At 64.0% G+C, this 22,968-nt stretch carries 21 protein-coding genes; 12 read left to right on the plus strand and 9 right to left on the minus strand.

Annotated elements, in window-relative coordinates; translation table 11 throughout:
- Nucleotides 1-49 precede the first annotated feature (49 nt).
- Nucleotides 50-646 (minus strand): FMN-dependent NADH-azoreductase, encoded by a 597-nt coding sequence (locus BLW56_RS18730; RefSeq protein ID WP_093512542.1) that lies wholly within the window; start codon nucleotides 644-646, stop codon nucleotides 50-52.
- Between the two features lie 114 nt (nucleotides 647-760).
- Nucleotides 761-1,456, minus strand: a complete 696-nt coding sequence (locus BLW56_RS18735; protein WP_093512544.1) for a pirin family protein — start codon at nucleotides 1,454-1,456, stop codon at nucleotides 761-763.
- A 138-nt stretch (nucleotides 1,457-1,594) separates the two neighbouring features.
- On the opposite strand from BLW56_RS18735, the gene BLW56_RS18740 reads away from it, so the two are divergent.
- Nucleotides 1,595-2,542, plus strand: a complete 948-nt coding sequence (locus BLW56_RS18740) for a LysR family transcriptional regulator (protein WP_093512546.1) — start codon at nucleotides 1,595-1,597, stop codon at nucleotides 2,540-2,542.
- Between the two features lie 186 nt (nucleotides 2,543-2,728).
- Nucleotides 2,729-3,436, plus strand: coding sequence for a response regulator transcription factor CtrA (gene ctrA, locus BLW56_RS18745; protein WP_037513859.1), 708 nt, complete (start codon nucleotides 2,729-2,731; stop codon nucleotides 3,434-3,436).
- Between the two features lie 211 nt (nucleotides 3,437-3,647).
- Here ctrA and BLW56_RS18750 read toward each other — a convergent pair whose 3' ends face one another.
- Both BLW56_RS18750 and BLW56_RS18755 read right to left on the minus strand, forming a co-directional pair.
- Nucleotides 3,648-4,793, minus strand: coding sequence for an MFS transporter (locus BLW56_RS18750; protein WP_093512548.1), 1,146 nt, complete (start codon nucleotides 4,791-4,793; stop codon nucleotides 3,648-3,650).
- The gene (locus tag BLW56_RS18755; RefSeq protein WP_177176032.1) at nucleotides 4,790-5,449 is read right to left on the minus strand and encodes a TetR/AcrR family transcriptional regulator; all 660 of its coding nucleotides are present in this window, start codon (nucleotides 5,447-5,449) and stop codon (nucleotides 4,790-4,792) included. Before BLW56_RS18755 ends, BLW56_RS18750 begins: the two co-directional genes overlap by 4 nt.
- Nucleotides 5,450-5,605: 156 nt before the next feature.
- On the opposite strand from BLW56_RS18755, the gene BLW56_RS18760 reads away from it, so the two are divergent.
- From BLW56_RS18760 to BLW56_RS18775, 4 genes are read left to right on the plus strand one after another with little or no spacing between them, the layout of a single operon-like run.
- Nucleotides 5,606-7,822 (plus strand): TonB-dependent receptor, encoded by a 2,217-nt coding sequence (locus BLW56_RS18760; protein ID WP_256203677.1) that lies wholly within the window; start codon nucleotides 5,606-5,608, stop codon nucleotides 7,820-7,822.
- Nucleotides 7,823-7,880: 58 nt separating this feature from the next.
- Nucleotides 7,881-9,161 carry an aminotransferase class III-fold pyridoxal phosphate-dependent enzyme gene (locus BLW56_RS18765; RefSeq protein WP_093512552.1) on the plus strand — a complete coding sequence of 427 codons (1,281 nt, stop codon included), beginning with the start codon at nucleotides 7,881-7,883 and terminating at the stop codon, nucleotides 9,159-9,161.
- A gap of 2 nt (nucleotides 9,162-9,163) precedes the next feature.
- On the plus strand, nucleotides 9,164-10,111 hold the full coding sequence (locus BLW56_RS18770) for a carbohydrate kinase family protein (protein ID WP_177176033.1): 948 nt from the start codon (nucleotides 9,164-9,166) through the stop codon (nucleotides 10,109-10,111).
- Nucleotides 10,111-10,761: a class II aldolase/adducin family protein gene (locus tag BLW56_RS18775; protein WP_177176034.1), complete on the plus strand. Its 651-nt coding sequence runs from the start codon at nucleotides 10,111-10,113 to the stop codon at nucleotides 10,759-10,761. Before BLW56_RS18770 ends, BLW56_RS18775 begins: the two co-directional genes overlap by 1 nt.
- 75 nt (nucleotides 10,762-10,836) lie before the next feature.
- Here BLW56_RS18775 and BLW56_RS18780 read toward each other — a convergent pair whose 3' ends face one another.
- The 5 genes from BLW56_RS18780 to BLW56_RS18800 all read right to left on the minus strand — a co-directional run bounded on the left by BLW56_RS18780 (nucleotide 10,837) and on the right by BLW56_RS18800 (nucleotide 14,807).
- Nucleotides 10,837-11,118, minus strand: coding sequence for a CtrA inhibitor SciP (locus BLW56_RS18780; RefSeq protein WP_093512635.1), 282 nt, complete (start codon nucleotides 11,116-11,118; stop codon nucleotides 10,837-10,839).
- Nucleotides 11,119-11,259: 141 nt separating this feature from the next.
- The gene (gene ahpF / locus BLW56_RS18785) at nucleotides 11,260-12,810 is read right to left on the minus strand and encodes an alkyl hydroperoxide reductase subunit F (RefSeq protein ID WP_093512637.1); all 1,551 of its coding nucleotides are present in this window, start codon (nucleotides 12,808-12,810) and stop codon (nucleotides 11,260-11,262) included.
- Nucleotides 12,811-12,934: 124 nt separating this feature from the next.
- Nucleotides 12,935-13,498 carry an alkyl hydroperoxide reductase subunit C gene (gene ahpC, locus BLW56_RS18790; protein ID WP_062182425.1) on the minus strand — a complete coding sequence of 188 codons (564 nt, stop codon included), beginning with the start codon at nucleotides 13,496-13,498 and terminating at the stop codon, nucleotides 12,935-12,937.
- Nucleotides 13,499-13,642: 144 nt separating this feature from the next.
- Nucleotides 13,643-13,936: a hypothetical protein gene (locus tag BLW56_RS18795; protein ID WP_143043514.1), complete on the minus strand. Its 294-nt coding sequence runs from the start codon at nucleotides 13,934-13,936 to the stop codon at nucleotides 13,643-13,645.
- 115 nt (nucleotides 13,937-14,051) lie between these two features.
- On the minus strand, nucleotides 14,052-14,807 hold the full coding sequence (locus tag BLW56_RS18800; protein ID WP_093512559.1) for a helix-turn-helix transcriptional regulator: 756 nt from the start codon (nucleotides 14,805-14,807) through the stop codon (nucleotides 14,052-14,054).
- Nucleotides 14,808-14,990: 183 nt separating this feature from the next.
- On the opposite strand from BLW56_RS18800, the gene BLW56_RS18805 reads away from it, so the two are divergent.
- The 6 genes from BLW56_RS18805 to BLW56_RS18830 all read left to right on the plus strand — a co-directional run bounded on the left by BLW56_RS18805 (nucleotide 14,991) and on the right by BLW56_RS18830 (nucleotide 22,964).
- Nucleotides 14,991-15,656: a helix-turn-helix domain-containing protein gene (locus BLW56_RS18805; protein ID WP_093512639.1), complete on the plus strand. Its 666-nt coding sequence runs from the start codon at nucleotides 14,991-14,993 to the stop codon at nucleotides 15,654-15,656.
- Nucleotides 15,657-15,866: 210 nt separating this feature from the next.
- Entirely contained in the window at nucleotides 15,867-17,843 is a 1,977-nt protein-coding gene (locus BLW56_RS18810) for a serine hydrolase domain-containing protein (protein ID WP_256203681.1), read from the plus strand.
- Nucleotides 17,844-18,021: 178 nt separating this feature from the next.
- Nucleotides 18,022-19,068: a DUF1611 domain-containing protein gene (locus tag BLW56_RS18815; RefSeq protein ID WP_256203683.1), complete on the plus strand. Its 1,047-nt coding sequence runs from the start codon at nucleotides 18,022-18,024 to the stop codon at nucleotides 19,066-19,068.
- Entirely contained in the window at nucleotides 19,065-20,216 is a 1,152-nt protein-coding gene (locus tag BLW56_RS18820; protein ID WP_093512565.1) for a YkvI family membrane protein, read from the plus strand. The genes BLW56_RS18815 and BLW56_RS18820 overlap by 4 nt, the downstream gene beginning before the upstream one ends.
- The gene (locus BLW56_RS18825; RefSeq protein WP_093512567.1) at nucleotides 20,213-21,292 is read left to right on the plus strand and encodes an alpha/beta fold hydrolase; all 1,080 of its coding nucleotides are present in this window, start codon (nucleotides 20,213-20,215) and stop codon (nucleotides 21,290-21,292) included. The genes BLW56_RS18820 and BLW56_RS18825 overlap by 4 nt, the downstream gene beginning before the upstream one ends.
- Nucleotides 21,293-21,338: 46 nt before the next feature.
- Nucleotides 21,339-22,964: an N-acyl-D-amino-acid deacylase family protein gene (locus BLW56_RS18830; protein ID WP_093512569.1), complete on the plus strand. Its 1,626-nt coding sequence runs from the start codon at nucleotides 21,339-21,341 to the stop codon at nucleotides 22,962-22,964.
- Nucleotides 22,965-22,968: the final 4 nt, after the last annotated feature.

A 22,968-nucleotide genomic window follows, 5' to 3' on the forward strand; every position in this document is an offset into this window, starting at 1 on the left:
GAAATGAAGCCGCCGCCACGCTGGGGAGCAGCGCGGCGGCGACTGGGTATCAGGCGGCCTGCTTCAGACCGTCGATTGCGGTGGTTGCCTGGCTGATCGCCTCGCCGTTCATCATCTGCTGGTCGGCGGCGATAATGCTGACGTCGGTGATGCCGACGAAGCCGAGGACGTGGCGCAGATAGCCGGTGGCGAAATCATAATCGCTGCCGACGGGAACGCCGCCCGAGGTGACGACCAGATAGGCCTTCTTGCCCTTGAGCAGCCCTTCGGGGCCCGCTTCGGTGTAGCGGAAGGTCTTGCGGGCGCGGGCGATCAGGTCGATCCATGCCTTCAGCGCGGCAGGGATGCTGAAATTATAGATGGGCACGCCGATGACGATCGTGTCGGCGGCTTCGAGTTCGGCGATCATATCGTCCGACGCGGCGAGCGCGGCCTTCTGGTCGTCCGAACGGTCGGCATCGTCGGTAAAATTGGCGCCGACCCAGTTTTCGGTCAGCAGTGCGGGCGGAGTGTTGGCAAGGTCGCGATGGGTCACCGCGGCACCATAGCCCTGTTCGACCAGACGCGTCACAAGCTGGTCGGTCAGCTGGCGGCTCGTCGAACCATTGTGACGAGCACTCGAATCGATGCGGAGAATATGGCTCATTGTCTTGTTCCTTGATTTCCGGAGGGCGGGGGTGCCGCGAGCTTCGGAGGGAAACTCGCGGCACGGGGTGGGCCGCCGCCGGGGAGGGGGATGGCGGCGACCCGGGGGGCTGCGTTACAGGCTGTCCACGAGCACCAGTTCGGCGTCGTCGAGTGCCTCGACCTTGATCGTGCCGACATCGCGGAGGGCGATGCCGTCGCGGGGATCGGCGTCCGCGCCATTGACGCGGATGCGGCCTTTGGCGGCGACCAGATAGGCGTGGCGTCCGGGTTCGAGGTCGTAGGAGACGCTCTCACCGGCGAAGACCGTCGCGGCGGCGACGCGGGCATTGGCGCGGATCGGCAGCGCTTCGTCGCCCTCGATCCCGCTCGCCAGCGTCACGAACTGGCCCGACCGGTCGGCCTTGGGAAACTGGCGAGCGCCCCAGCCCGGATTGCCGCCGTCACGATCGGGCATGATCCAGATCTGGAACAGAGTCGTTTCCTCATCCTCGAGGTTGAACTCGCTGTGCGTCACGCCGGTGCCGGCGCTCATCACCTGGACATCGCCCGCCGCGGTGCGGCCGCTATTGCCCATGCTGTCGCGGTGCGTGATCGCGCCGGTGCGGACATAGGTGACGATTTCCATGTCGCGGTGCGGGTGCGGGGGAAAGCCCGACTGCGCCGCAATGGCATCGTCGTTCCAGACGCGCAGAGCGCCCCAGCCCATGCGGCCTTCGTCATAATAGTTGGCGAAGGAGAAATGGTGACGGGCGTCCAGCCAGCCGTGGTTGGCGTGGCCCAGCGTGTCGAATTTGCGGATGTCGATCATTGGCCTTGTCCTTTCCTTGGCGCCACTCCGGGGCATCGGTGCCCCGCGGCGCTCATCTGTTGAGGACAAAATAGGCATTTCGATCGTTTCGAAAATAGCGTAGATGGAAAACCATCGTTTCCATTCAGGGACTATTGCATGGCGCTTCCCGACTATGAAGGCTGGGCCTGTTTTGTCGCTGTCGCCGACGGCGGCAGTTTTACCGCTGCGGCAGCTTCGCTCGGCCTGTCGAAGGCGAGCGTGTCGAAAGCGGTGACGCGGCTCGAAGCGTCGCTGGGGATCACCTTGCTCCACAGGAGTTCGCGCGTCGTCGCGGTGTCGACCGCGGGTGCGGGACTGCTCGAAGAGGCGCGCGCGATGGTCGCGGCCGCGACCGCCGCGACCGAGGCGGCGCGGGGCGACCGCGTCGACCTCGCGGGGCCGATCCGTCTCGCCGCGCCGATGAGTTTCGGAATCAAGGTGCTCGGCCCGCCGCTGGCGACGTTTCTGGAACGGCATCCGGCGGTCGAGATCGAGGTGTTGCTCAGCGACGCGCGCAACGACCCCGTCGCCGAAGGCATCGATCTGACGTTGCGTATTGCGCCGCTCGCCGATTCGAGCCTGCTCGCGCGCACGATCGCACCCGTGGCGGCGTCGGTGATCGCCAGCCCCGCCTATCTCGAAAAGCATGGCACACCCCGGCATCCGCTCGAGCTGTCAGGTCACCGGCTGATCGGATACGGCCACCGCCAGCGCGCGATGCCGCTGCATTTCCATCGCAAGGGTGAGGAGGCGACGGTGCTGCCGACGGGGCCGCTGTTCGCGAACAATGGCGATGTCATGGTTCCGCTGATCATCGCGGGCGTCGGGATCGCAGTGCTGCCCGACTTCATCGCCGCCGACGAACTCGCATCGGGCGCGGTCGTCCCGATCCTGACCGACTGGTCTTTGCCGCAGTCGCACCTGCACCTGCTGTCGCCGCCATCGCGCCTGCGTCCGGCGCGCGTTCGCGCGCTTTCCGACCATCTGGTCGACACGCTGAAGATGTCCTGTACCGGGGCACATGATCGCTACATGGCGCTTCACCATGAGGTGAAAACAGCCTGAGCGACTGTTGCAAAATGGCCGCGACTCGTGGACTTCTGCGGGTTAAATCAAAATTAACCTTTTCCCTTCATTAGTTTCGTGGTTAATGTTCCGGCAGTCCTGCAACGGGGGTTGGTCGGGTGACATCCTTGATAGTCACGCGATCGGTTCGCGGGATTATCGTGGGAAACAGTCAAGGGGTGCCTAATGCGCGTACTGCTGATCGAGGACGAGCCGACGACCGCGAAAGCGATCGATACGATGCTCACCACCGAAGGCTTCAACGTCTATACCACCGATCTCGGTGAGGAAGGCTTGGACCTGGGTAAGCTCTATGATTACGATATCATCCTGCTCGACCTGAATCTGCCCGACATGCACGGCTATGACGTGCTGAAAAAGCTGCGCACCGCCAAGGTGCAGACGCCGGTGCTGATCCTGTCGGGTATTTCGGAAATGGATTCGAAGGTGCGATCGTTCGGCTTTGGCGCCGACGATTATGTCACCAAGCCGTTCCACCGCGACGAACTGGTCGCCCGCATCCATGCGGTCGTCCGTCGTTCGAAGGGCCACAGCCAGAGCGTCATCAAGACGGGCAAGCTGGCGGTCAACCTCGACACCAAGACGGTCGAAGTCGATACGACGCGCGTGCATCTGACCGGCAAGGAATATCAGATGCTCGAACTGCTCTCGCTTCGCAAGGGCACGACGCTGACCAAGGAAATGTTCCTGAACCACCTCTATGGCGGCATGGACGAGCCCGAACTGAAGATTATCGACGTCTTCATCTGCAAGCTGCGCAAGAAGCTCGCGCTCGCCTGCCACGGCGAAAATTATATCGAGACGGTCTGGGGCCGCGGTTATGTCCTTCGCGACATCGACGACGAAGGCAATGAGGTGCGCCGCGTCGCCTGACGCGTAACGCTTCGCACAAGTTTACCGAGGGAACCCGGCGCGGAGCGATCCGCGCCGGTTTTCTTTTGGCGGCCAGCGTTCGATCTGGACCAATACCGCCGCGGGCATCCGCAGGCGCGAGTGGCATCCGGGAATCTGCCTGTGACCGCGCCAACACGTCAGGCCGGTCTTGTCGGCAGATCGTGGAAACGGACCGAAGCCTGCCAGTCGGCTATCGGGTGGCGGCCTTGTTCCTGACCGCAAGCGATGCCGCCACTGCGAGAAGCAGAAATGCGGCTGCGGCAAAAGCCAGGGCGGCGTTGATCGAATAGGCGCCCACAGCGATGCCCGCCAGCGAAGGGAGTAGCGCTGCGCCGCCGAGCTGGAATGCCGTAAGATAGAGAACGGCGCGCCTGCCCGGATCGATTTCGACCAGCCAGCCCGCGAAAAAGGGCAGCGTGAACAACCAGACGAAACCGAACGCGATGCTCACGCCGATGATCGCGCCGGTGCTGCCGCGCCCGAGGTAGAAGGCGGCGACCAGTCCCGCTCCGGCGATCGCGCACGCGATGATGGTCTTGCGATTGGGCAGTCTCTCGCCGAAGCGCGCCGCGACGAGCGCGCCGACCACCTGGGCGACGAGGCAGAGCGACACCGCCATGCCTTCGAATGTCGGGGGATAGCCATAATGGATCAGCCAGAGCCCGAAATAGCCCCACACCGAGACGATCGCGCCGAGGAACAATCCGGCGCAGCAAAGCGCGGTTAGGCTTGCAGGCGTGATCGCGCCGCGCTCGCTGTCGGGTTCGGTCGGAGAGAGTCGGGAGGGCAATATCACCGCCGCTGCCGCCGCAATCAGCCCTGCGCAAGCGAGCGCCGCCAGCGCGGCATCGACGCGCGAGCCTGCAATGGCGATGGCGGGCAGCGATGCGGCGACGATCGCTTGCAGCAGCGTCTGGACGGCAAGAAAGATCGCGCTCGCACGTTCGACCCGTACCACGCGCGAGATGGCAACAAGTGCGACCGCAACGAGGACGCCTTCGCCGAAACCCGAGGCCGCTCGCGCCAGCGCCAGGGTGGTCATACCTGCCTGGCCCATCAGGAACAGGTTGATCGCGACGATCGCAAGCCCCGCCAAGCCAGCGACGATGCTTACCCCGGTCCGCCGGAGCAGCGCGATTCCCGCAAGCGATCCCGGTACAATGGCAAGCATCTCGATCGTCACCAGATTGCCGACCTGCGCCTCTGCGATGCGACCTTCCTGCACCAGCGCGCCCAGCAAGACGGGATGCACGCCAAGAACGAGCAACGCGCACGAGCCGATCAGGATCGAAAGAGCGAGCGTGCGGCCGCTGACGACCGTCGCCTCCGCGATCACGCGGGCTGGTCCTTTGCGCGGAGCGGCAGATATTCGGGCAGGAAGGTTCGCGAATAGGCGATGCGCGCGCGGCGCGCCTGTTCCTCCATGTCGTCGGTGATGTGGCCGTGGCGATGGATCGACAGCGCCCAGATCGCGTCGTTGATGACGATCACCTCGACCAGCCGGTCGTGCAGGTCGGGAATCTCCGGCATGACGAACATCTGCGTCATCAATTCGATGCTGCGGCCCGCGGTGACGAAATTGCTGTCGAGATCCTGCAGACGAATGTCCGACGACCAGGCGGGGCCTTCGAGCAGAACCTGCCGCGCGGCCGGATGTTCGTTGAACCATTTCCGGCCGGCGCGATATTGGAGCGTCTGGAGCTCCTGCCAGCTTTCGACGCCGTCGGGAACTTCGGTCAGCACCCCTTCCTCGAATCGCTTGAGATAGCGTTCGGCAAGCGCGCTGAACACGAGCTGCGGTTCAGGGAAGAAATGATAGATCGACGGCGGGGAGATGCCGACCTCGGTCGCGATCGCCGGGATGCTGATCGCGGCGGGGGGCAGCCCGTCGAGCAACCGTTCGGCGCCGTCGAGAATCGCCTCGAAACGGGCCCGGCTCCGCTTCTGCGCGGGGCGCCTGATCTCGGCCCTCGGCACCTCATTCTTCGTCATGCGCGCTCCTGTCATCGCGCCATCTTTGGGAAAATCGCGCACAAATCAACAAAAATTCCGAATATGAGGCGCTGTTTTGAAATTTTCTTGACAGGCTGGCGGATTCGCATTCACAAAATCGGAAAATATTCCGATATGGAGAAGGGGAAGTCGATGATGCGCGGATTTGCAATGCTTTCGGTCTCGTTACTGGCGCTCGCGCCGGCCACCGCCTTTGCGCAGAGCGCCGATGGCGCTTCCTCCGATGACGGCATCGGCGAGATCGTCGTCACCGCGCAGCGGCGCGAACAGAATATCCAGGATGTCCCCATCAGCATCACTGCGATCAGTGGCGATGCGCTGACCGAGGTCGGGATTCGTGACCCCCGCGACCTGTCGATCCTCGTCCCCGGCCTGTCGTCGCAGGCTGGTACGTCGGCGACGACGACCTCGCTGTTCCTGCGCGGCGTCGGCATCGGCGACTTCAACTCGAACACGACGGGCGCCGTCGGCGTCTATGTCGACGACGTGTTTCTCGGGGCGAACGCCGGCAAGCTTTTCAACGTCTTCGACAGTGAAGGCATCGAAGTGCTGAAAGGGCCGCAGGGTACGCTTTACGGCCGCAACACGACCGCGGGCGCGATCCGCTTTTCGTCGCGCAAGCCGACCGACGAGTTCAGCGCCAATGCGGCCGTCTCCTATGGCCGCTTCAACGAAGTGCAGATCGAGGGCGGCGTCGGCGGCCCCATCGCCGGCGATGTGCTGAAGGCGCGCGTCGCGGGCACCTATCTGCGTCGCGACGGCTGGCTGCTCAACCGCGTGACCGGCAACAAGCTCAACGACCTCGATATGTGGGCGGGCCGCGCCATCGTCGATTTCACGCCCAGTTCCGATATCCTTATTCGTGCGATCGTTCATGGCGGGCAGAACCGGGGCGGGGCGCGCCAGTTCCAGCATCGCGGATCGGGCATCGACTTCGCCGGCAATCCGAATTTCGCCGACGGTGTGCCGCTCGACGGGCTTGGCTATGCCGACACCGACGGCGACCTCAACGCCGGCGATTACGACGTCGAGGGTCAGGAACGCGTCAATGTGTTCGGCGGCTCGCTGACCGCCAGCATCGACATGGGTGGGGTCTCGCTGACCTCGATCAGTGCCTATGAACAGGTCCGCCGCAGCACCGTCGAGGATACCGACGCCAGCCCGAACAATGTGCTCACCGCGACCTATATCGACCGGCCGCAGCAGTTCAGCCAGGAATTGCGCCTCCAGTCGAAGGGCGACAATGCGGTCAACTGGATCGTCGGCGGCTATTATTTCCAAGACAAGCTGGTCACCGAAAGCGCATTTGACATCCTGCGCGTGTTCCGCGATCCCGACGATCTGCTCGGCACGCTCGATCCGGTCAATTCGATCGGCAATTTCGCCTATCCCTATACGCAGAAGACCGAAAGCTGGGCCGCCTTCGCGCAGGCCGACGTCAAGCTGACCGACCGGCTGACGCTGACGGGGGGCTTGCGCTATTCGGTCGACAGCATCGATTTCGATTTCCACAGCTTCTTCGACGACGTCATCATGGTGCCGGTGCTCGATTACACGGGGTCGAAGACGTTCAAGGATCTGTCGTGGCGCGCCGCGCTGTCGTTCCAGGCGACCGACAATCTGCTGTTCTACGCCTCGTCGTCGAAGGGGTATAACAGCGGCGGTTTCGCAGGCGGTTCGTCGAGCGACCCGGCGCAGCTCCAGCCGTTCCGCTCGGAAAAGCTCTACGCCTATGAGGCTGGGTTCAAGAGCGACCTGCTCGATCGCAAGCTGCGCTTCAATGCCGCCGCTTTCTACTACGACTATCGCGATCTGCAGGTCTTCGTCTTCGACACCTCGGGCGTGCTGCCGGTGCAGCGCAAGCTCAACGCGGGCAATGCCGAACTCTATGGCGTGGAAGTCGAGTTGCAGGCGCGCCCGTCGCGCTATTTCGATGCCTTCGTCAATGCCAGCCTGCTGCACGCGCGCTACAAGGATTTCACCGCGCTCGCCGCCGACGATTATTCAGGCAACAGGCTGGTCAATGCGCCCGATGTCGCGATCTCGGCGGGTTTCTCGGTGACCCAGCCGCTGCCGGGAGACAGTTCGCTGCGTCTGCGCGTCGACGGAAGCCTCCAGTCGGAGGTGTTCCTGACCCCCGACAATGTGCAGGCCAATCGCGTGAAGCCTTATGGCATTGCGAACGCGCGCCTCTCGTGGCTGTCTTCCAACGAAAATCTCGAGGTCGCGCTGTGGGCCAAGAATTTCACCGGCACGCGCTATGTGACCTATGTGTCGCCGGTCGTGACGATGGATCAGCTCAATTACAACGACCCCGCGACCTATGGCATCCAGGCCATCGTCAAATTCTAGGAACCCGCTCCGGCGCAGGCGCACGCGCACTGCGCCGGACACATCAAGCGAGATCGACATGAACAGAGTGCAGGATGCGGCGCTGCGCGCGCGCGCGCTAAAGGTCATTCCGAACGGCATGTACGGCCATGAATCGGTGCGGATGTTGCCCGACAGCTTCCCGCAATTCTTCAGCAAGGCAGAGGGCGCCTATATCTGGGATGCCGACGGTAACCGCTACCTCGACTATATGTGCGCCTATGGCCCCAGCCTGCTCGGCTATCGCGACGAACGGGTCGAGGCGGCGGCGCGCGCGCAGGCCGCTTTGGGCGACACGTTGACCGGGCCGTCGCCGTTGATGGTCGAACTGGCCGAGACTTTGGTTTCGATGGTCGATCATGCCGATTGGGCGATGTTCTGCAAGAACGGCACCGATGCGACGACGATGGCGATGAGCAGCGCGCGCGCGCAGACCGGCAAGCGCATCGTGCTCGTCGCGCAGGGCGCCTATCATGGCGCCGCGCCCTGGTGCACGCCGGTTCCGGCGGGGACCGTTCCCGAGGATCGCGCGCATGTGCGCACCTATGCCTATAATGACGTCGCCAGCCTTGAGGCCGCGGCCGCGGCCGCCGGCGACGATCTCGCGGCGATCTTTGCGTCGCCTTTCCGCCACGATGCCTTCATCGATCAGGAAGCGCCCGATCCCGCCTACGCCCGTCGCGCCCGCGATCTGTGCGACGAAACCGGCGCGATGCTGATCGTCGACGAGGTCCGCGCAGGCTTCCGCCTCGCACGCGGCAGCAGCTGGAGCGAACTGGGTGTTCGGCCCGATCTCTCGGCATGGGGAAAATGTTTTGCCAACGGCCATCCGATCTCGGCGCTGCTCGGGTCCGACCGCTGCCGCGAAGGGGCGGGCGCCATTTACGCGACAGGCTCCTTCTGGCTGTCGGCGGTGCCGATGGCCGCGGCGATCGAGACGCTGCGGATCATCCGCGACACCGATTATATCGAACACACCGTCGCCCTCGGCGAACGGCTGCGCGCGGGGCTCGACGCGGCGGCGGCGAAGCATGGTTTTACCCTGCGCCAGACCGGCCCCGTCCAGATGCCGCAGATCATGTTCGCCGACGATCCCGATTTCCGCGTCGGCTATGGCTGGACGGAGGAGATGCTTGCGCGCGGCATCTATATGCATCCCTGGCACAATATGTTCCTGTGCGCCGCGATGACCGAAGCCGATATCGACGCCACGCTGGCCGCCGCCGATAATGCGTTCGCCGCGCTCGCCGCGCGACTGGCGACGCTCGAGCCGCACCCGATCCTCGTCATGCTCGCCGCGGCACAGGCGGAGCACGCCTGATCGTGGAACAGCCGCTCGACCTGCTCGCGATCGGGCTGACGACGATCGACATCACGGTCCATCCCGTCGCATCGCTGCCCGATGGAGAGACGGGACAGATCGTCGAAAAGATCGTGCTGTCGCCGGCGGGAACGGCGGGAGGAACCGCGCTCGTTGCGCAAAAGCTGGGCCTTCGCACGGCGATCGCGTCGGCGGTCGGCGACGATCCGCAGGGGCAATTGATCCGGTCGATGTTCGATGCCGCCGGCGTCGACACGAGCCTGCTCGCCGTCGATCCCGCATGGCCTACCTCGACCACCGTGCTTCCAATCCGCCCCAATGGCGATCGTGCCAATTGGCACATGATGGGGGCGAGCATCTTCGCGCCGGTCACCGACGCGGTCTTCGCCGCGCTAGCCCGCACCGCGGCCGTCCACTGGGGCGGTGTGGGCTTTCCGGGTGCGGCCGGGAAGGGCGTCGAACTGCTGCGGGAAGCACGCGCACGCGGTATCTTCACCTCATGCGACCTGATCGCACCGTCGGACGCGGCGCAAGCCGACCTCGATGTCCTGTTGCCGCATGTCGACCTGTTCATGCCCAGCCTTGCCGAAGTGCGCGCGCTGGCCGGAACCGAGGATCCGGTCGACGGCGCGCGGCGGTTCATGGCGCGCGGTGCGGGTGGTTGCCTGATCAAGATGGGAAGCGATGGCGCCTTGCTCGTCCTGCCCGATGTCCAGATCCATGTTCCCGCTCATCGGATTACACCCGTCGACACGACCAGCTGCGGCGACAGCCTTTGCGCCGGATATATCGCCGGGCGCAGCCGCGGTCTTGATCCTGCCGGCGCATTGCGGTTCGGTGTCGCGACGGCGGCGCAGGTTGCGCTGGGCGTCGGAACGCTGGGCAAGCTCGAAAGCTATGATGGCACGACGGCATTCATGCGCGACACACCGGTGAAGGACGAAGGCTGATGACCGAAAACGAAGTCCGACAGCAGCTTGTCGACGCGATGCGGACGCTCGATGCGCGCGGCCTCAATCGGGGGACGTCGGGCAATTTGTCGGTGCGGTTCGCCTCGGGCATGTTTGTGACCCCGTCCGGCGTGACGCCCGATCGCCTGACCCCCGACCTCATGGTATTTGTCGACGGCGACGGCAGCGTCGCGCCCGGTGCCGCGCGCCCGTCGAGCGAATGGCAAATGCATATGGGCGTGTATCGGCGCCGTGCCGACGTGAATGCCATCGTGCATTGTCATGCGCGCCATTCGACGATCCTCGCATGCGCCCACATGGAAATCCCGCCGCTCCATTATATGGTCGCGGTGGGCGGCGGGGCGAGCGTTCCCGTGGCGCCTTATGCCACCTTCGGCAGCGAGGAACTGGCCGAAGGGGTGGTACAGACGCTCGACGGCCGTCTCGCGTGCCTGATGGCGAACCATGGGCTGATCGTGCTGGGTCCGACGCTTGCCGCCGCGATGGCGATCGCAGAGGAAATAGAGGAACAGGCGGCGGTCTATTGCGGGACGTTGCAGATCGGCGGACCCAAACTGCTCGACGCGGCGGAAATGGGACGAATCCTCGAGGCGTTCAAGAAATATGGCCAACGCGACGTGAAGCGTTGATGGCGTTCGCGGGAAACATCCGGTTTCCCATCCGGATGTTCGAAAGCGGCGGGCAGGGGACGACGCTTGCTTCGATCAGGCCCCAATCCGGCCTCGATATCTTTGGAGCTTGGTGACGCGCAGCCCCGGAAGTCCGGCGCGCTCAATCGAGCGTCGCCAGGCGGCGACTTCCTCGATGCTCAGCCGGTATGTCTGACAGGCATCGTGCAGGCTGAGCAATCCACCATCGATCGCGGCCAGCACTTCGGCCTTGCGGCGGCTGACCCAATGGGTCGTGCTGGACGACGGCAGGTCGTCGATCGTCAATGGCCCCAGCGGCCCCATGACCGCGGACGGCCGTCCTTCAAATTCGAGCACCGCGAACTCTCCCATTCGCGCGGCTGACGCCGCTTTGTGCCCCCCCGCGCAAAATCTGCGCGAAGAGGGTTAACAAAAGGTTGCGGCTGCGGTGAGCGGAGGGTGGTGCGGCCGGGCATATGTTGCCCGGCCGGCGCTGGGTCAGGTCCGGATGAGGTGGTCGAATGCCGAAAGTCCCGCCTTCGATCCTTCGCCCATCGCGATGACGATCTGCTTGTAGGGCACGGTCGTCACATCGCCCGCGGCAAAGATACCCGGCTGGCTCGTCGCGCCGCGCGCATCGACCTCAATCTCGCCGCGATCGCTGAGCGCGACGGCATTACCGAGCCATTCGGTGTTCGGGATCAGGCCGATCTGGACGAAAATGCCTTCCAGTTCGACAAGATGCTCCTCATCCTTGTTGCGGTCGCGATAGCGCAGGCCGACGACCTTTTCGCCGTTGCCGAGCACTTCGGTCGTGAGCGCCGAAGTGATCACCGTAACATTGGGCAGGCTGCGGAGCTTCGTCTGCAGCACCGCGTCGGCGCGAAGCTGACCGTCGAATTCGATCAGCGTTACATGCGCGACGAGCCCGGCGAGATCGATCGCCGCTTCGACGCCCGAATTGCCGCCGCCGATCACCGCGACGCGCTTGCCCTTGAACAGCGGTCCGTCGCAGTGCGGGCAGTAAGCGACGCCCTTGTTGCGATATTCGGCTTCACCGGGGACGCCCATCTGGCGCCAGCGCGCGCCGGTCGACAGGATCACCGTCTTGCCTTTGACACTCGCGCCGCTCTTCAGCTTCACTTCGTGGAGGCCGTTTGCGCCGCCGGGGATCAGTTCGGCGGCTTCCTGCACGTTCATGACGTCGACGTCATAATCCTTCACATGCGCTTCCAGTTGCGCCGCAAGCTTCGGCCCTTCGGTGTGCTGGACCGAGATGAAATTCTCGATCCCCAGCGTGTCGAGCACCTGCCCGCCGAAACGTTCGGCGACGATGCCGGTGCGGATGCCCTTGCGTGCGGCATATACCGCCGCAGCCGCGCCGCCCGGGCCACCGCCGACGACGAGCACGTCGAAGGGTTCCTTCGCCGCAATCTTCTCGGCCGCACGCGCTACGGCGCCAGTGTCGAGCTTCGCGACGATCTGTGCCAGGTCCATCCGGCCCTGTCCGAAGGGTTCGCCGTTCAGAAACACCGCGGGAACCGCCATCACCTTGCGGCGCTCGACCTCGTCCTGGAACAGCGCGCCGTCGATCGCCGTGTGGCGGATGTTCGGATTGAGCGCCGCCATGATGTTGAGAGCCTGCACGACGTCGGGGCAATTCTGGCACGAGAGCGAGAAGAAGGTTTCGAAAACAAAGTCGCCTTCGAGGGCGCGCACGGCATCGAGCAGTTCGGCCTCTTCCTTCGGCGGATGGCCGCCGACGTGGAGCAGCGCGAGGATCAGCGAGGTGAATTCATGCCCCATCGGCAGCCCCGCGAACACGGCTTCTGCCTTCCCTCCATCGCCGCGGATCGCAAAGGACGGTCGGCGGGTGTCGTCGCCGTCGAACCGCGCGGTGACGAGGTCCGACTGCGCGGCGACCTCTTCGACAAGGCTGCGCATCTCGGCCGACTTCGGCGAGGCGTCGAGGCTCGCGACCAGCTCGATCGGGCGGCGAAGGTTGCCGAGATAGGTTTTGAGCTGGGCGGTCGTATTGGCGTCGAGCATCGGCATGGGGAGAGCCTTTCGGACAGGAGCAAGGGTTCGCCGCGCGAAACGGCGTCAGAATCTTTTGTTTTATGGGGCTAAGACCGGACGAGCGCCGCCCGCCCGGTCCTGCAAATCGGTCGGCTTAGATCTTGCCGACGAGTTCGATCGAGGGAGCGAGCGTTTCGGCGCCTTCTTCCCACTTCGCCGGGCAGACCTGGCCGGGGTTGGCGCGGACATAGACCGCAGCCTTGATCTTGCGGACGAGTTCCTCGGCGTTGCGGCCGACGCCTTCGCTGGTGATTTCCATCACCTGGATCACGCCGTCGGGATCGACGACGAAGGTCGCGCGGTCGGCGAGACCCGAATCTTCACGCAGCACGCCGAAGTTGTTGGCGAGGACGTGGTTCTGATCGCCCAGCATGTGATAGTTGATCTTGCCGATCGCCGGCGAGCTGTCGTGCCAGGCCTTGTGGCTGAAATGCGTGTCGGTCGACACCGAATAGACTTCGACGCCGAGGCCCTGAAGCGTCGCATACTGGTCGGCGAGGTCTTCGAGCTCGGTCGGGCAGACGAAGGTGAAGTCGGCCGGATAGAAGAAGAAAACCGCCCACTTGCCTGCGGTATCGGCGTCCGTCACGGGGACGAACTTGCCCTGATGGTACGAGGTGGCGTTGAACGGCTTGATCGAGCTTCCGATGATACCCATGGGAGAGTGTTTCCTTTGTTTGCTGCACTGCAAAATGATTTGCAGGGGCCAGCTATAAGGACGGGCGCACGCACTCAACCCCAATTTTCCGGGCACACTTATCGGCTTTATCGATTAAAAGCCCGATTTGACGCAAAACTGCGATTAACGGCAATTGGCGTTGGTCGCCGTGAGCGCATTGATCACCTCGGCATCGAATTCGTCGGGCGCTTCGGGTGTGATCTTGCGGAATCGGCGCGCGCAATAGGCGGCGCGCGGCCCCAGATCGGGAACATCGCGGAACTTCAGTGCGGTTCCGGATTGCCCGCCGACAAGGTCGGGCATGTCGGTCCACACGGTCCGCACCGTGAAGACGGCGCCCGGGCGCACCTCGGGCGGATAGCGCTCATGCCGACTGATGCACAGCGCCAGGTCATCCACTCGCCAATCGTCCGTCATAATCAACCTCATGGTTGTTACGCAGCGTTGGGCGCAGCCTATCATGTTTGGCGTGAACTGGCCAATCGTCCTTGAGCGCCTTTGGACGAGGGCTGTCCGTTGCGCCGGCTTCCGCTCAGGCGGTCGCTTCGCGGCCGCGCATCTTGGTCGGTGCCATGCCGAAACGGCGCGCGAAGGCGCGCGTGAAGCTCGCGTTGCTCATATATCCGCAATTATAGCCGATGCTCGATATCGGAAGGTCGCTCTGCGCCAGCAACTGGCGCGCGCGCTGCAGGCGCCGCTCGCTTACCGCCTCGGCGACGCTGCATTGATAGAGTTCGCGAAAACCGCGCGTCAGCTTGGCCTTGCTCAGGCCGCAGCGCCGCGCGACATTGCCGACGGTCAGCTTTTCCTGCCACTTCTCGTTGACCAGCTGGTGCGCCGCGGCGACGCGCGTGATGTCGAGTTCGCTCAGCGAGGTGCTGCCGCCCACCTCGACCATGCGGTCGGCGGCGAGTTCGGCGAAAAGCTGGCACAGCAATTCCTGGCTGCGCGCATTGCGCAGCATCTCGTCGACTTCGCTGTCGCCCTCGACCGCGACCACCGCGCGGCCGAGACCGCGAAGATTGGCGGGAAGATACCAGCGCCCGTCCGCCTTCGGACGGAGGGCGAACAGGCGGTCGCAGGCGGCGCGGCTGATCGCGAGCACGACCAGATGATCGTCGGCGGGGCCCGCGACATCGGAGGGCAGCAGCATCGAGACGGCGGGCTCGCCGATATCGCCAAAGCCGAAGATGAGCGCGTCGGGCGGCAGGAAGGACGCGTCGCAGGGACCGCGGCCGACGAAGCTCGTAAACTCCGGAGAAATGCGAATGGATAGCTTGTTTGTCATCCTGTCATCCCAGCGAATCGGGGCATCAGTGGCGGCGCCTTGGCTTATGTGCAATCTTTCCGGCCCTATCCGATACGCAAATTTTCTTTGCCGATTGTTCCGACGAATTGTGCCGTGCGGGTTGATCGATACGAAAAATGCGCAAATATATGCTAGAAGAGAAAAATGATTGAAAGGACGCAGATGCCGGCAACGCGCCAGCAAATTCCGACTAGCGGCGATCGACGGTCTGCCATCGACGGCAATCCGGGAGTTTTCCTGAGAGAGCTGCGGAATGAAAAGGGATGGACGCTGGCCGAAGTGAGCGAGCGCACCCGCATTCCGGTTTCGACTTTGTCAAAGATTGAAACCGGAAAGATGTCGCTCAACTATGAAAAGCTGCTGAAGCTCAGCCAGGGCCTCGGAATCGATATCACGCAACTTTTTGCCGCCGCCACCTCGGTCCCGGCCGCCACACATACCGCCACCGGCCGGCGCAGCATCACGCCCTTCGGCGAGGGGCCTTCGATCAAGACTGCGACCTATAACTACACTTATCCGTCGGCGGATTTGCTCAACAAGACGCTCAATCCGATGATCATCGACATAAAGGTGCGGTCGATCGAAGATTTCGGCGACCTGATGCGGCATTCGGGTGAGGAATATGTCCTCGTTCTCGAAGGCGAATGCGATTTTCACACCGACATGTACGCGCCATCGCGCTTGAAGACGGGCGATTCGGCCTATTTCGACGCGTCGATGGGGCATGGCTATGTCGCGGTTGGCGACGGGCCGTGCCGCATCCTGTCGGTCTGCTCGGCGACCGACGCCGATCTGAAGTCGGCACTGCATCCGGTCGAAACCGACTGATCCTCTGACGCCGATCGGCCAAAGCGGCCGCCGCGAGAGCAATTCCGCCATCCTGAAATCCGTCCGCGCCGTGGTGCCGGAGCGGCCCGGTCGCGTGCGCCATTGACAAATTTCCATTCAACATGCCTATATCCAGAATTGAAAATATTTCAAAAAGTGAAATTTCGATAATAGGCCGTGAGAATGGCAGGGTCGAAAGGGGAGGGACGAATGCGGTTTGTACGGTCTTGCGCCATGCTGGTTGCGGCGATGCTGGTCGGGGTGGTTGCGCCGCCGGTAAGCCCGTCCACCGCGCAAGCGCTCCCCAAAGTGGCAGCGGGAACAGGCGGCCCGACGCCATTGCCGGGCCCCGCGATGGTCAAAAGCGACGTCGATGCGTGGCTCGACGGATATATGCCTTATGCCCTCAAGCGCGGCGACGCGGCGGGCGCGGTCGTTGTGGTCGTCAAGGACGGCAAGATCCTGACGCAGCGCGGTTTCGGCTATGCCGATGTCGGCAAGCGCCGACCCGTCGATCCCGAAACCACGCTTTTTCGGCAGGCCTCGGTATCGAAACTGATCACCTGGACCGCGGTGATGCAACTCGTCGAGCAGGGCAAGGTCGATCTCGACAAGGACATCAACTCCTATCTCGATTTCAGGATTCCACCCTTCGCCGGCAAACCGGTCACGATGCGCAACCTGATGACGCACACGGGCGGCTTCGACGAAGTGCAGCGCGGGCTGAACAGCTATGATCCGAAGAAGATCCCGTCGCTCGGCGACGCGCTGAAGCGGCAAGTGCCATATCGCATATATGCGCCCGGAACGACGCCGGCCTATTCGAATTATGGCACTTCGCTCGCGGGCTATATCGTCGAGCGCGTGTCGGGTCTTCCCTATGACGATTATGTCGAGCGCCACATATTCGCGCCCGCGGGCATGGCGCGATCGACGTTCCGCCAGCCGCTTCCCGCGCGGCTGCGGCCCCTGATGGCGAGCGGCTATATGCTGGGGTCGGGCAAGCCGGGGCCGTTCGAACTCAGCAGCCTTACGCCGTCGGGCGCGATGACCGCGTCGGGCGCCGACATGGGACGCTTCATGATCGCGCATCTGGACGATGGCGGGCCGCTGCTGAAACCGGCGACCGCGGCGCAGATGCATGACACGATCCTGCGATTGGTCCCGCCGCTGAACGGCATGGCGCTCGGCTTTTACGAGCAGAATATCAACGGCCGCAGAGCGCTGTCGCACGCGGGCGACAGCCTCAATTTTCATAGCCAGCTCTGGATATTCCCCGACGAAAAGGTCGGCATCTATATGTCGATGAACGCCGCGGGCATGCAGAATGTATCGGGCCCGATCCGCAGTCATTTGTTCGAGGCGTTCGCCGATCGCTATTTCCCGTTCGAGCAGCGCGATGGCCGCGTCGATGCCGCGACCGCGCGCGAACATGCCCGCATGATGGTCGGCACCTATAACAAGACCCGGCGGCTCGAAACGAGCTTCCTGAAGGCGATGGAACTGGCCGGGCAGACGAAGGTTACGCTCGACAGCGACGGCGGCATCCGGGTGAATGCCGCACCGACGATCGGCGGCCAGCCGCGCAAATGGGTCGAAATCGCGCCCTTCGTCTGGCGCGAGGTGGACGGCAAGATGCGTCTCGCCGCCAAGGTCGAAAACGGCCGCGTCGTGCGGTTCGGCATCGATTCGGCATCGCCCTATATCGCGTTCGATCGCGTGCCCTGGCATCTGTCGACCGCCTGGCTGACGCCGGCCATGCTCGCCAGTCTCGGTGCGCTGCTGCTCACCGCGATCGCCTGGCCCGCCGCAGCGCTCGCCCGCCGCCGCTATGGCGTGAAGGCCGACCTCGCGCCCGCCGCGCTCAAAAGCTATCGGCTGACGCGCGCTTTCGCCGCGCTTGCCGTCGCTGTGATGCTCGCGTGGATCCTGTTCGTATCCAGGCTGGTCAGCGATTTCTCGTCGCTCAGCGGCGAGCTCGACTGGGCGCTGGTGACGCTCCAGATTGCAACGCCTATTATATTCCTTGGCCTGCTTGCGAGCGCGATCTGGAACGTCCGGCACGTCTGGACAGGAAAGCGCGGCCGGTTCGCCAAATTCTGGAGCATCGTCCTGCTGCTGAGCGCGGTCGTGCTCCTGTGGATTGGCGTCGGCTTTCACCTGATTGGCTTTGGAACGCGGTTCTGACCGGGGCGGGCGGGGTGTCGCGCCAGGCGGCTCCCCGACCCATCCAAAGAAACTTCTCCAATCATATTGCAATTATCAAAATTTGAAAATAATGTCCCAAACAGGTCAACAGAAGCAATTGCAGGATCGTCACCATGGATGCGACGATTCGGCCGTTCTTCGGAATTTGGTGAGAGACGTGAACATTCAAACTTCCCTCGATGTCGCTTCGGGCGCCTTGCAGCTTCCTCAGCCCTATTTGCTCTTCCTCGGCGACACGACGATCCGCGGTTATGCGAAGACCGCTTTCGGCCTTCGCGACTGGGCGCCCGAAAAATGCGTCGGCGAATATGCGTTGCCGGGCGCGACGGTCAGCGCGGGGCTGGAGCAGATCGTGCCGGCCGAAGCGAAGGCACGCGGTGCGCGCTCGCTGCTCATCGGCGTCGCGAACAGCGGCGGCGTGATCCCCGATAGCTGGATGCCCGCCCTCTTCGAAGCGCTCGAGGCCGGGCTCGATATCGTCAGCGGCATGCATATGCGGCTGGCCGATATGCCCGAACTCGCTGCGCGCGCGCAGCGTCTTGGTCGCCAGTTGATCGACGTGCGGCATCCGCCCAGCGGACTGCCCGTCGGCACCGGGCGCAAGCGGAGCGGGATGCGGCTTTTGACCGTCGGAACCGATTGCGCATTGGGCAAGAAATATACGGCACTCGCCCTCGCGCGTGCCTTTGACGAGCGCGGTGTCGATGCCGATTTCCGCGCGACGGGACAGACCGGCATCATGATCGCCGGCGGCGGTGTGCCGATGGACGCGGTGGTTTCGGATTTCGAAGCCGGTGCGGCGGAGACGGTGAGCCCCGACGCAGCGGACGATCATTGGGATGTGGTCGAAGGGCAGGGGTCGCTGTTTCACCCCGCCTATGCCGCAGTGTCGCTCGGCCTGCTGCACGGAAGCCAGCCCGACGTGATTGTCGTGTGCCACGAACCCGGCCGCGAAGAGATTTTGGGCTCCCCCGGTTACCGCTTGCCGAGCGTCGAGGAAACGATCGATCTCAACCTGCGGCTGGGCAGCCGGACCAATCCCTCGATCCGCTGCGCCGGCCTGTCGTTCAACACCTCGCATATGAGCGAGGAAGAGGCCGTCGCGCTGATGGCCGCCGAAAGCGAGCGGCTCGGCCTTCCCGTCGCCGACCCGATCCGCGGCGGCGAAGCCTTCGCGCGTCTGGTGGACAGCTGCCTCGCATGAGCGCGGCGGCCAACCCGGCAGCGGAATCCTCATGGTTCCAGCGTTTCCTGTTGCCGGGCTTCGCCTTCAAGGCCGTCGTGATCGGCGGGGGGTATGCGACGGGGCGCGAGCTTGCGGAGTTCTTCCTGCCAAGTGGGCCGTGGGGCGGACTGGCGGCGATGCTGCTCGCCATGCTGCTCTGGAGCATCATCTGCGCCGTGACCTTCTCGCTCGCGCGCGCCATGGGCGCGTTCGACTATCGCAGCTTTTTTGAAGGGCTTCTGGGCCGCGGCTGGATATTGTTCGAGATCGGTTACGTCCTGCTCGTGACGCTGGTGCTCGCGGTGTTCGGGGCTGCGGCGGGGGAGATTGGCGCGTCGATCTTCGGCTGGCCGCCGCTGGCAGGAACCGCCTTCCTTGCCGCATCGATCGCGCTGTTCGTGACCTTCGGGAACGCGTCGGTCGAGGGGCTGTTCAAATATGTCTCCTTCCTGCTGTACGGCGTCTATGCGCTGTTCATGGTCTTTGCGCTCAGCAGCTTCGGGGACGAGATTGCGGCGCGCTTCGCCATTCCGGCGCCGTCGGACGGCTGGATCCTCGGCGGACTGACCTACACGGGTTATAACGTCATCGGCGCGGTGGTGATCCTGCCGGTGATCCGGCACCTGACCAGTCAGCGCGACGCGGTGGTCTCCGGTCTGATCGCCGGACCGCTCGCGATGGCGCCCGCCATTCTCTTCTTCGTCGCGATGATCGCTTTCTATCCCGGTATCATGGGTGAGACTTTGCCGTCGGATTTCATGCTGCGGCAACTCGAAATGCCGCTGTTCCACCTGCTGTTCCAGTTCATGATCTTTGCCGCTTTGCTCGAAAGTGGCGCCGGATCGGTCCACGCGATCAACGAGCGTGTCGATGCAGCGCGCCGCTCCCGCGGGCATGGGCCGCTCGGCAAGCGGGCAAGGGCCGGCATCGCTGCGGCGCTGCTGATCGGCTGCATGTTTCTCGCCGACCGCTTCGGCCTCGTGACGCTGATCGCGAGCGGATATCGCTTCCTGTCCTGGGTGTTCCTTGCCGTCTATGTCGCGCCATTGCTGACGGTCGGCTTGTACCGGCTGGTTCGCAGCCGGAAACGAAAGCTCCAACCCGCCGTGCAGGGGAATGTGACGTGACGAAAGTGACTGGCTGGGCGCGGTTCCGGCGCTGGGTAAAACGTATCTTGCTGGGCCTGCTCGCCCTGTTGGTCCTGCTCGTCCTGGTGGGTGCGATCTACGAGGCGCTCGGCCGCAAGAATGCTCAGGAGAAATATCCGCCGCCCGGAAAGCTCGTCGATATCGGCGGGCGAAAGATGCATATCGATTGCCGCGGCACGGGATCGCCGACGGTCATTCTGGAATCAGGCCTCGGCACCGGCGGCACGACCGACTGGACGCTGGTCCATGATGAGATTGCCGGCTTCACGCGCACCTGCGCCTATGATCGCGCCGGCATCATGTGGAGCGACCCCAAGGACACGCCGCAGGACGCCGCCGCGGTGACCGAGGATTTGCACAGGCTCTTGAAGGGCGCAGGGATATCCGACCCGCTGGTGCTCGTCGGTCATTCGATCGGCGGCCCGTACACGCGCACTTACACCGGCAAATATGGCGAACAGGTCGCCGGGCTTGTGATGGTCGATCCGTCGCACCCCGACCAGATCGCGCGGCTGGGGAAAGTGGTGAGCGTCGACGTTCACCCGAAACAGTCGTCGATGCTGATTCACACGGCAAAGGCGCTGGCGTGGACGGGACTCGTCCGCTTTGTGATTTCGCGCGGCGAACCGCAGAAGCTCCGAACCGAGGCCGAGACCAGGAGGCTCCTCGCCGGGCTGAAAAAGTCGGGCGCCTATACCAGCACCTCGATCAAGGGCGCGGCGTCCGAGCTTGATGGGTTCGACCGCACCATGGATCAGGCGCGCGCGGTTCGCAGTTTCGGCAACCGGCCGCTGATTGTGCTCACCGCAATGGCGCCGCTGAAGCCTGAGCAGTTGGCAGGGCTCAAGCTGAAAGCGGAAGAAGGCGCGCGGTTCAAACAGGAGTGGAAGACGCTCCACACCGAGCAGGCGGCATTTTCGACCCGCGGCCGCCAGCTGATCGTGCCCGATGCCACCCATTATATCCAGGTCGATCGCCCCGAAGTCGTCATCGCTGCCGTGCGCGAAGTCGTCGATACGGTTCGGGCCGATGCGCAGGCCGCCGCAAAGAAATGAAAGCGAAAACCGTCGGTCCCCACGGCTGGCGACAGGGAGATATATGATGAAGCGTAAGATTCTCTTGGGTGCGATGTCGATGCTGCCGTTGCTGCTCGCCGCAAACACCCCGGCGCCCGAATATGACATCGTGATCCGTGGCGGCCGCGTGCTCGACGGCGCGGGCAGCCCGTGGGTCAGCGCCGATGTTGCGGTCAAGGACGGCCGCGTCGTGCGCATCGGCCGAGTTTCCGGGCGCGGGACGAACGAGATCGACGCGAAGGGGCGCTATGTCTCGCCGGGCTTCATCGACATGATGGACCAGTCGGGCCGCGTGCTCGTCAAAAATGGCGCGGCGGAGAACAAGCTGTTGATGGGCGTCACCACCGTGATCGCCGGTGAAGGCGGCCCTCCGGCCGAAGCGTCCGAAATTCCAGCGCATTTCAGCCAGCTCGAAAAGCAGGGCATCTCGGTCAATTACGGCACCTATTATTCGGCGACGCAGGCGCGTGTGAAGGTGATGGGCGACGGCGCCGGATCGCCGACGCCGGCACAGCTCGAAGCGATGGGCCGCGAGGTGAAGATCGCGATGGAAAATGGCGCCTTCGGTATCTCCAGCGCGCTGATCTATCCGCCGAGCAGCTTCCAGACCACGTCGGACCTCGTCACGCTGGCGAAGGTCGCGGCCCAGTGCGACGGTTTCTACGCGACGCATATGCGCGACGAAAGCGAGGGGCTGGTCCAGGCGATCGACGAAGCGATCGAGATCGGCGAAAAGGGTGGGGTGAAGGTCGAGATTTTCCACCTCAAAGCCGCTTACGCCCCCGGCTGGGGCAAGCTGATGCCGCAGGCGGTGGCGACGATCAACGCGGCGCGCGCGCGCGGTGTCGACGTCGCGGCGGACCTCTATCCTTATACCGCGGGCGGCACCGGGCTCGAAATCATCGCGCCGAGCTGGGTGTGGGCCGACGGCGTCCAGAAGGGGATCGAGCGGCTGCGCGATCCCAAGGTGCGCGAGCGGATGAAGAAGGAAGTCGCCGCCGGCTCGATGCCCGGCTGGTCGAACCTCGTCCACGCATCGGGCGGCTTTGCCAACGTCCGGCTCGCCAATGGCTTCAGCGAGAAATACAAGCCGTACCATGGCAAGAGCCTCGCCGAGATCGGCAAGGCGCTGAACCGCGATCCCGCCGACGTCGCGTGGGACATTTTGCTCGAAGGCCTGCCGAACCGGTCGGTCGCGCTCTATTTCATGATGAGCGAGCAGGACATCGAGACCGCGATCAAGCAGCCGTGGGTGAGCATCGGCAGCGATGCGGCGGCGTCCCAGAAGCTGGGCGAGATGGATGCGCTCGGCCTGCCGCATCCGCGCGCTTACGGCACTTTCCCGCGCATCCTTGCCGAATATGTGAAGCGCCGCCCGATCCTGTCGCTCGAGGATGCGGTACGCAAGATGACCGGCTGGCCGGCGCAGCGCATGGGCCTCACCGACCGCGGACTGATCCGCGACGGGATGCGCGCCGATATCGTCGTGTTCGACCTCGACAAGATCGACGATGTCGCAAGCTGGGAAAAGCCCACCGCGTCGCCGACCGGGATCGAGACGGTGATCGTCAACGGCGTCGTCACGATCGCGAACGGCAAGCATACCGGCGCCAAGGCGGGTGCGGTGCTGCGGCATAGCTGCGGCGTCTGACGAT

Source organism: Sphingopyxis sp. YR583, from assembly GCF_900108295.1.
GTDB lineage: Bacteria > Pseudomonadota > Alphaproteobacteria > Sphingomonadales > Sphingomonadaceae > Sphingopyxis.

Coding starts and splice junctions, on each gene's coding strand:
- BLW56_RS18740 (WP_093512546.1), top strand. CDS start 1,595: ATGGCGCTTCCCGACTATGAAGGCTGGGCCTGTTTTGTCGCTGTCGCC.
- ahpC (WP_062182425.1), bottom strand. CDS start 13,498: ATGGGTATCATCGGAAGCTCGATCAAGCCGTTCAACGCCACCTCGTAC.
- BLW56_RS18820 (WP_093512565.1), top strand. CDS start 19,065: ATGAGCGCGGCGGCCAACCCGGCAGCGGAATCCTCATGGTTCCAGCGT.
- BLW56_RS18735 (WP_093512544.1), bottom strand. CDS start 1,456: ATGATCGACATCCGCAAATTCGACACGCTGGGCCACGCCAACCACGGC.
- ctrA (WP_037513859.1), top strand. CDS start 2,729: ATGCGCGTACTGCTGATCGAGGACGAGCCGACGACCGCGAAAGCGATC.
- BLW56_RS18830 (WP_093512569.1), top strand. CDS start 21,339: ATGAAGCGTAAGATTCTCTTGGGTGCGATGTCGATGCTGCCGTTGCTG.
- BLW56_RS18775 (WP_177176034.1), top strand. CDS start 10,111: ATGACCGAAAACGAAGTCCGACAGCAGCTTGTCGACGCGATGCGGACG.
- BLW56_RS18800 (WP_093512559.1), bottom strand. CDS start 14,807: ATGACAAACAAGCTATCCATTCGCATTTCTCCGGAGTTTACGAGCTTC.
- BLW56_RS18810 (WP_256203681.1), top strand. CDS start 15,867: ATGCGGTTTGTACGGTCTTGCGCCATGCTGGTTGCGGCGATGCTGGTC.
- BLW56_RS18805 (WP_093512639.1), top strand. CDS start 14,991: ATGCCGGCAACGCGCCAGCAAATTCCGACTAGCGGCGATCGACGGTCT.
- ahpF (WP_093512637.1), bottom strand. CDS start 12,810: ATGCTCGACGCCAATACGACCGCCCAGCTCAAAACCTATCTCGGCAAC.
- BLW56_RS18760 (WP_256203677.1), top strand. CDS start 5,606: ATGCGCGGATTTGCAATGCTTTCGGTCTCGTTACTGGCGCTCGCGCCG.
- BLW56_RS18755 (WP_177176032.1), bottom strand. CDS start 5,449: ATGACGAAGAATGAGGTGCCGAGGGCCGAGATCAGGCGCCCCGCGCAG.
- BLW56_RS18765 (WP_093512552.1), top strand. CDS start 7,881: ATGAACAGAGTGCAGGATGCGGCGCTGCGCGCGCGCGCGCTAAAGGTC.
- BLW56_RS18795 (WP_143043514.1), bottom strand. CDS start 13,936: ATGACGGACGATTGGCGAGTGGATGACCTGGCGCTGTGCATCAGTCGG.
- BLW56_RS18730 (WP_093512542.1), bottom strand. CDS start 646: ATGAGCCATATTCTCCGCATCGATTCGAGTGCTCGTCACAATGGTTCG.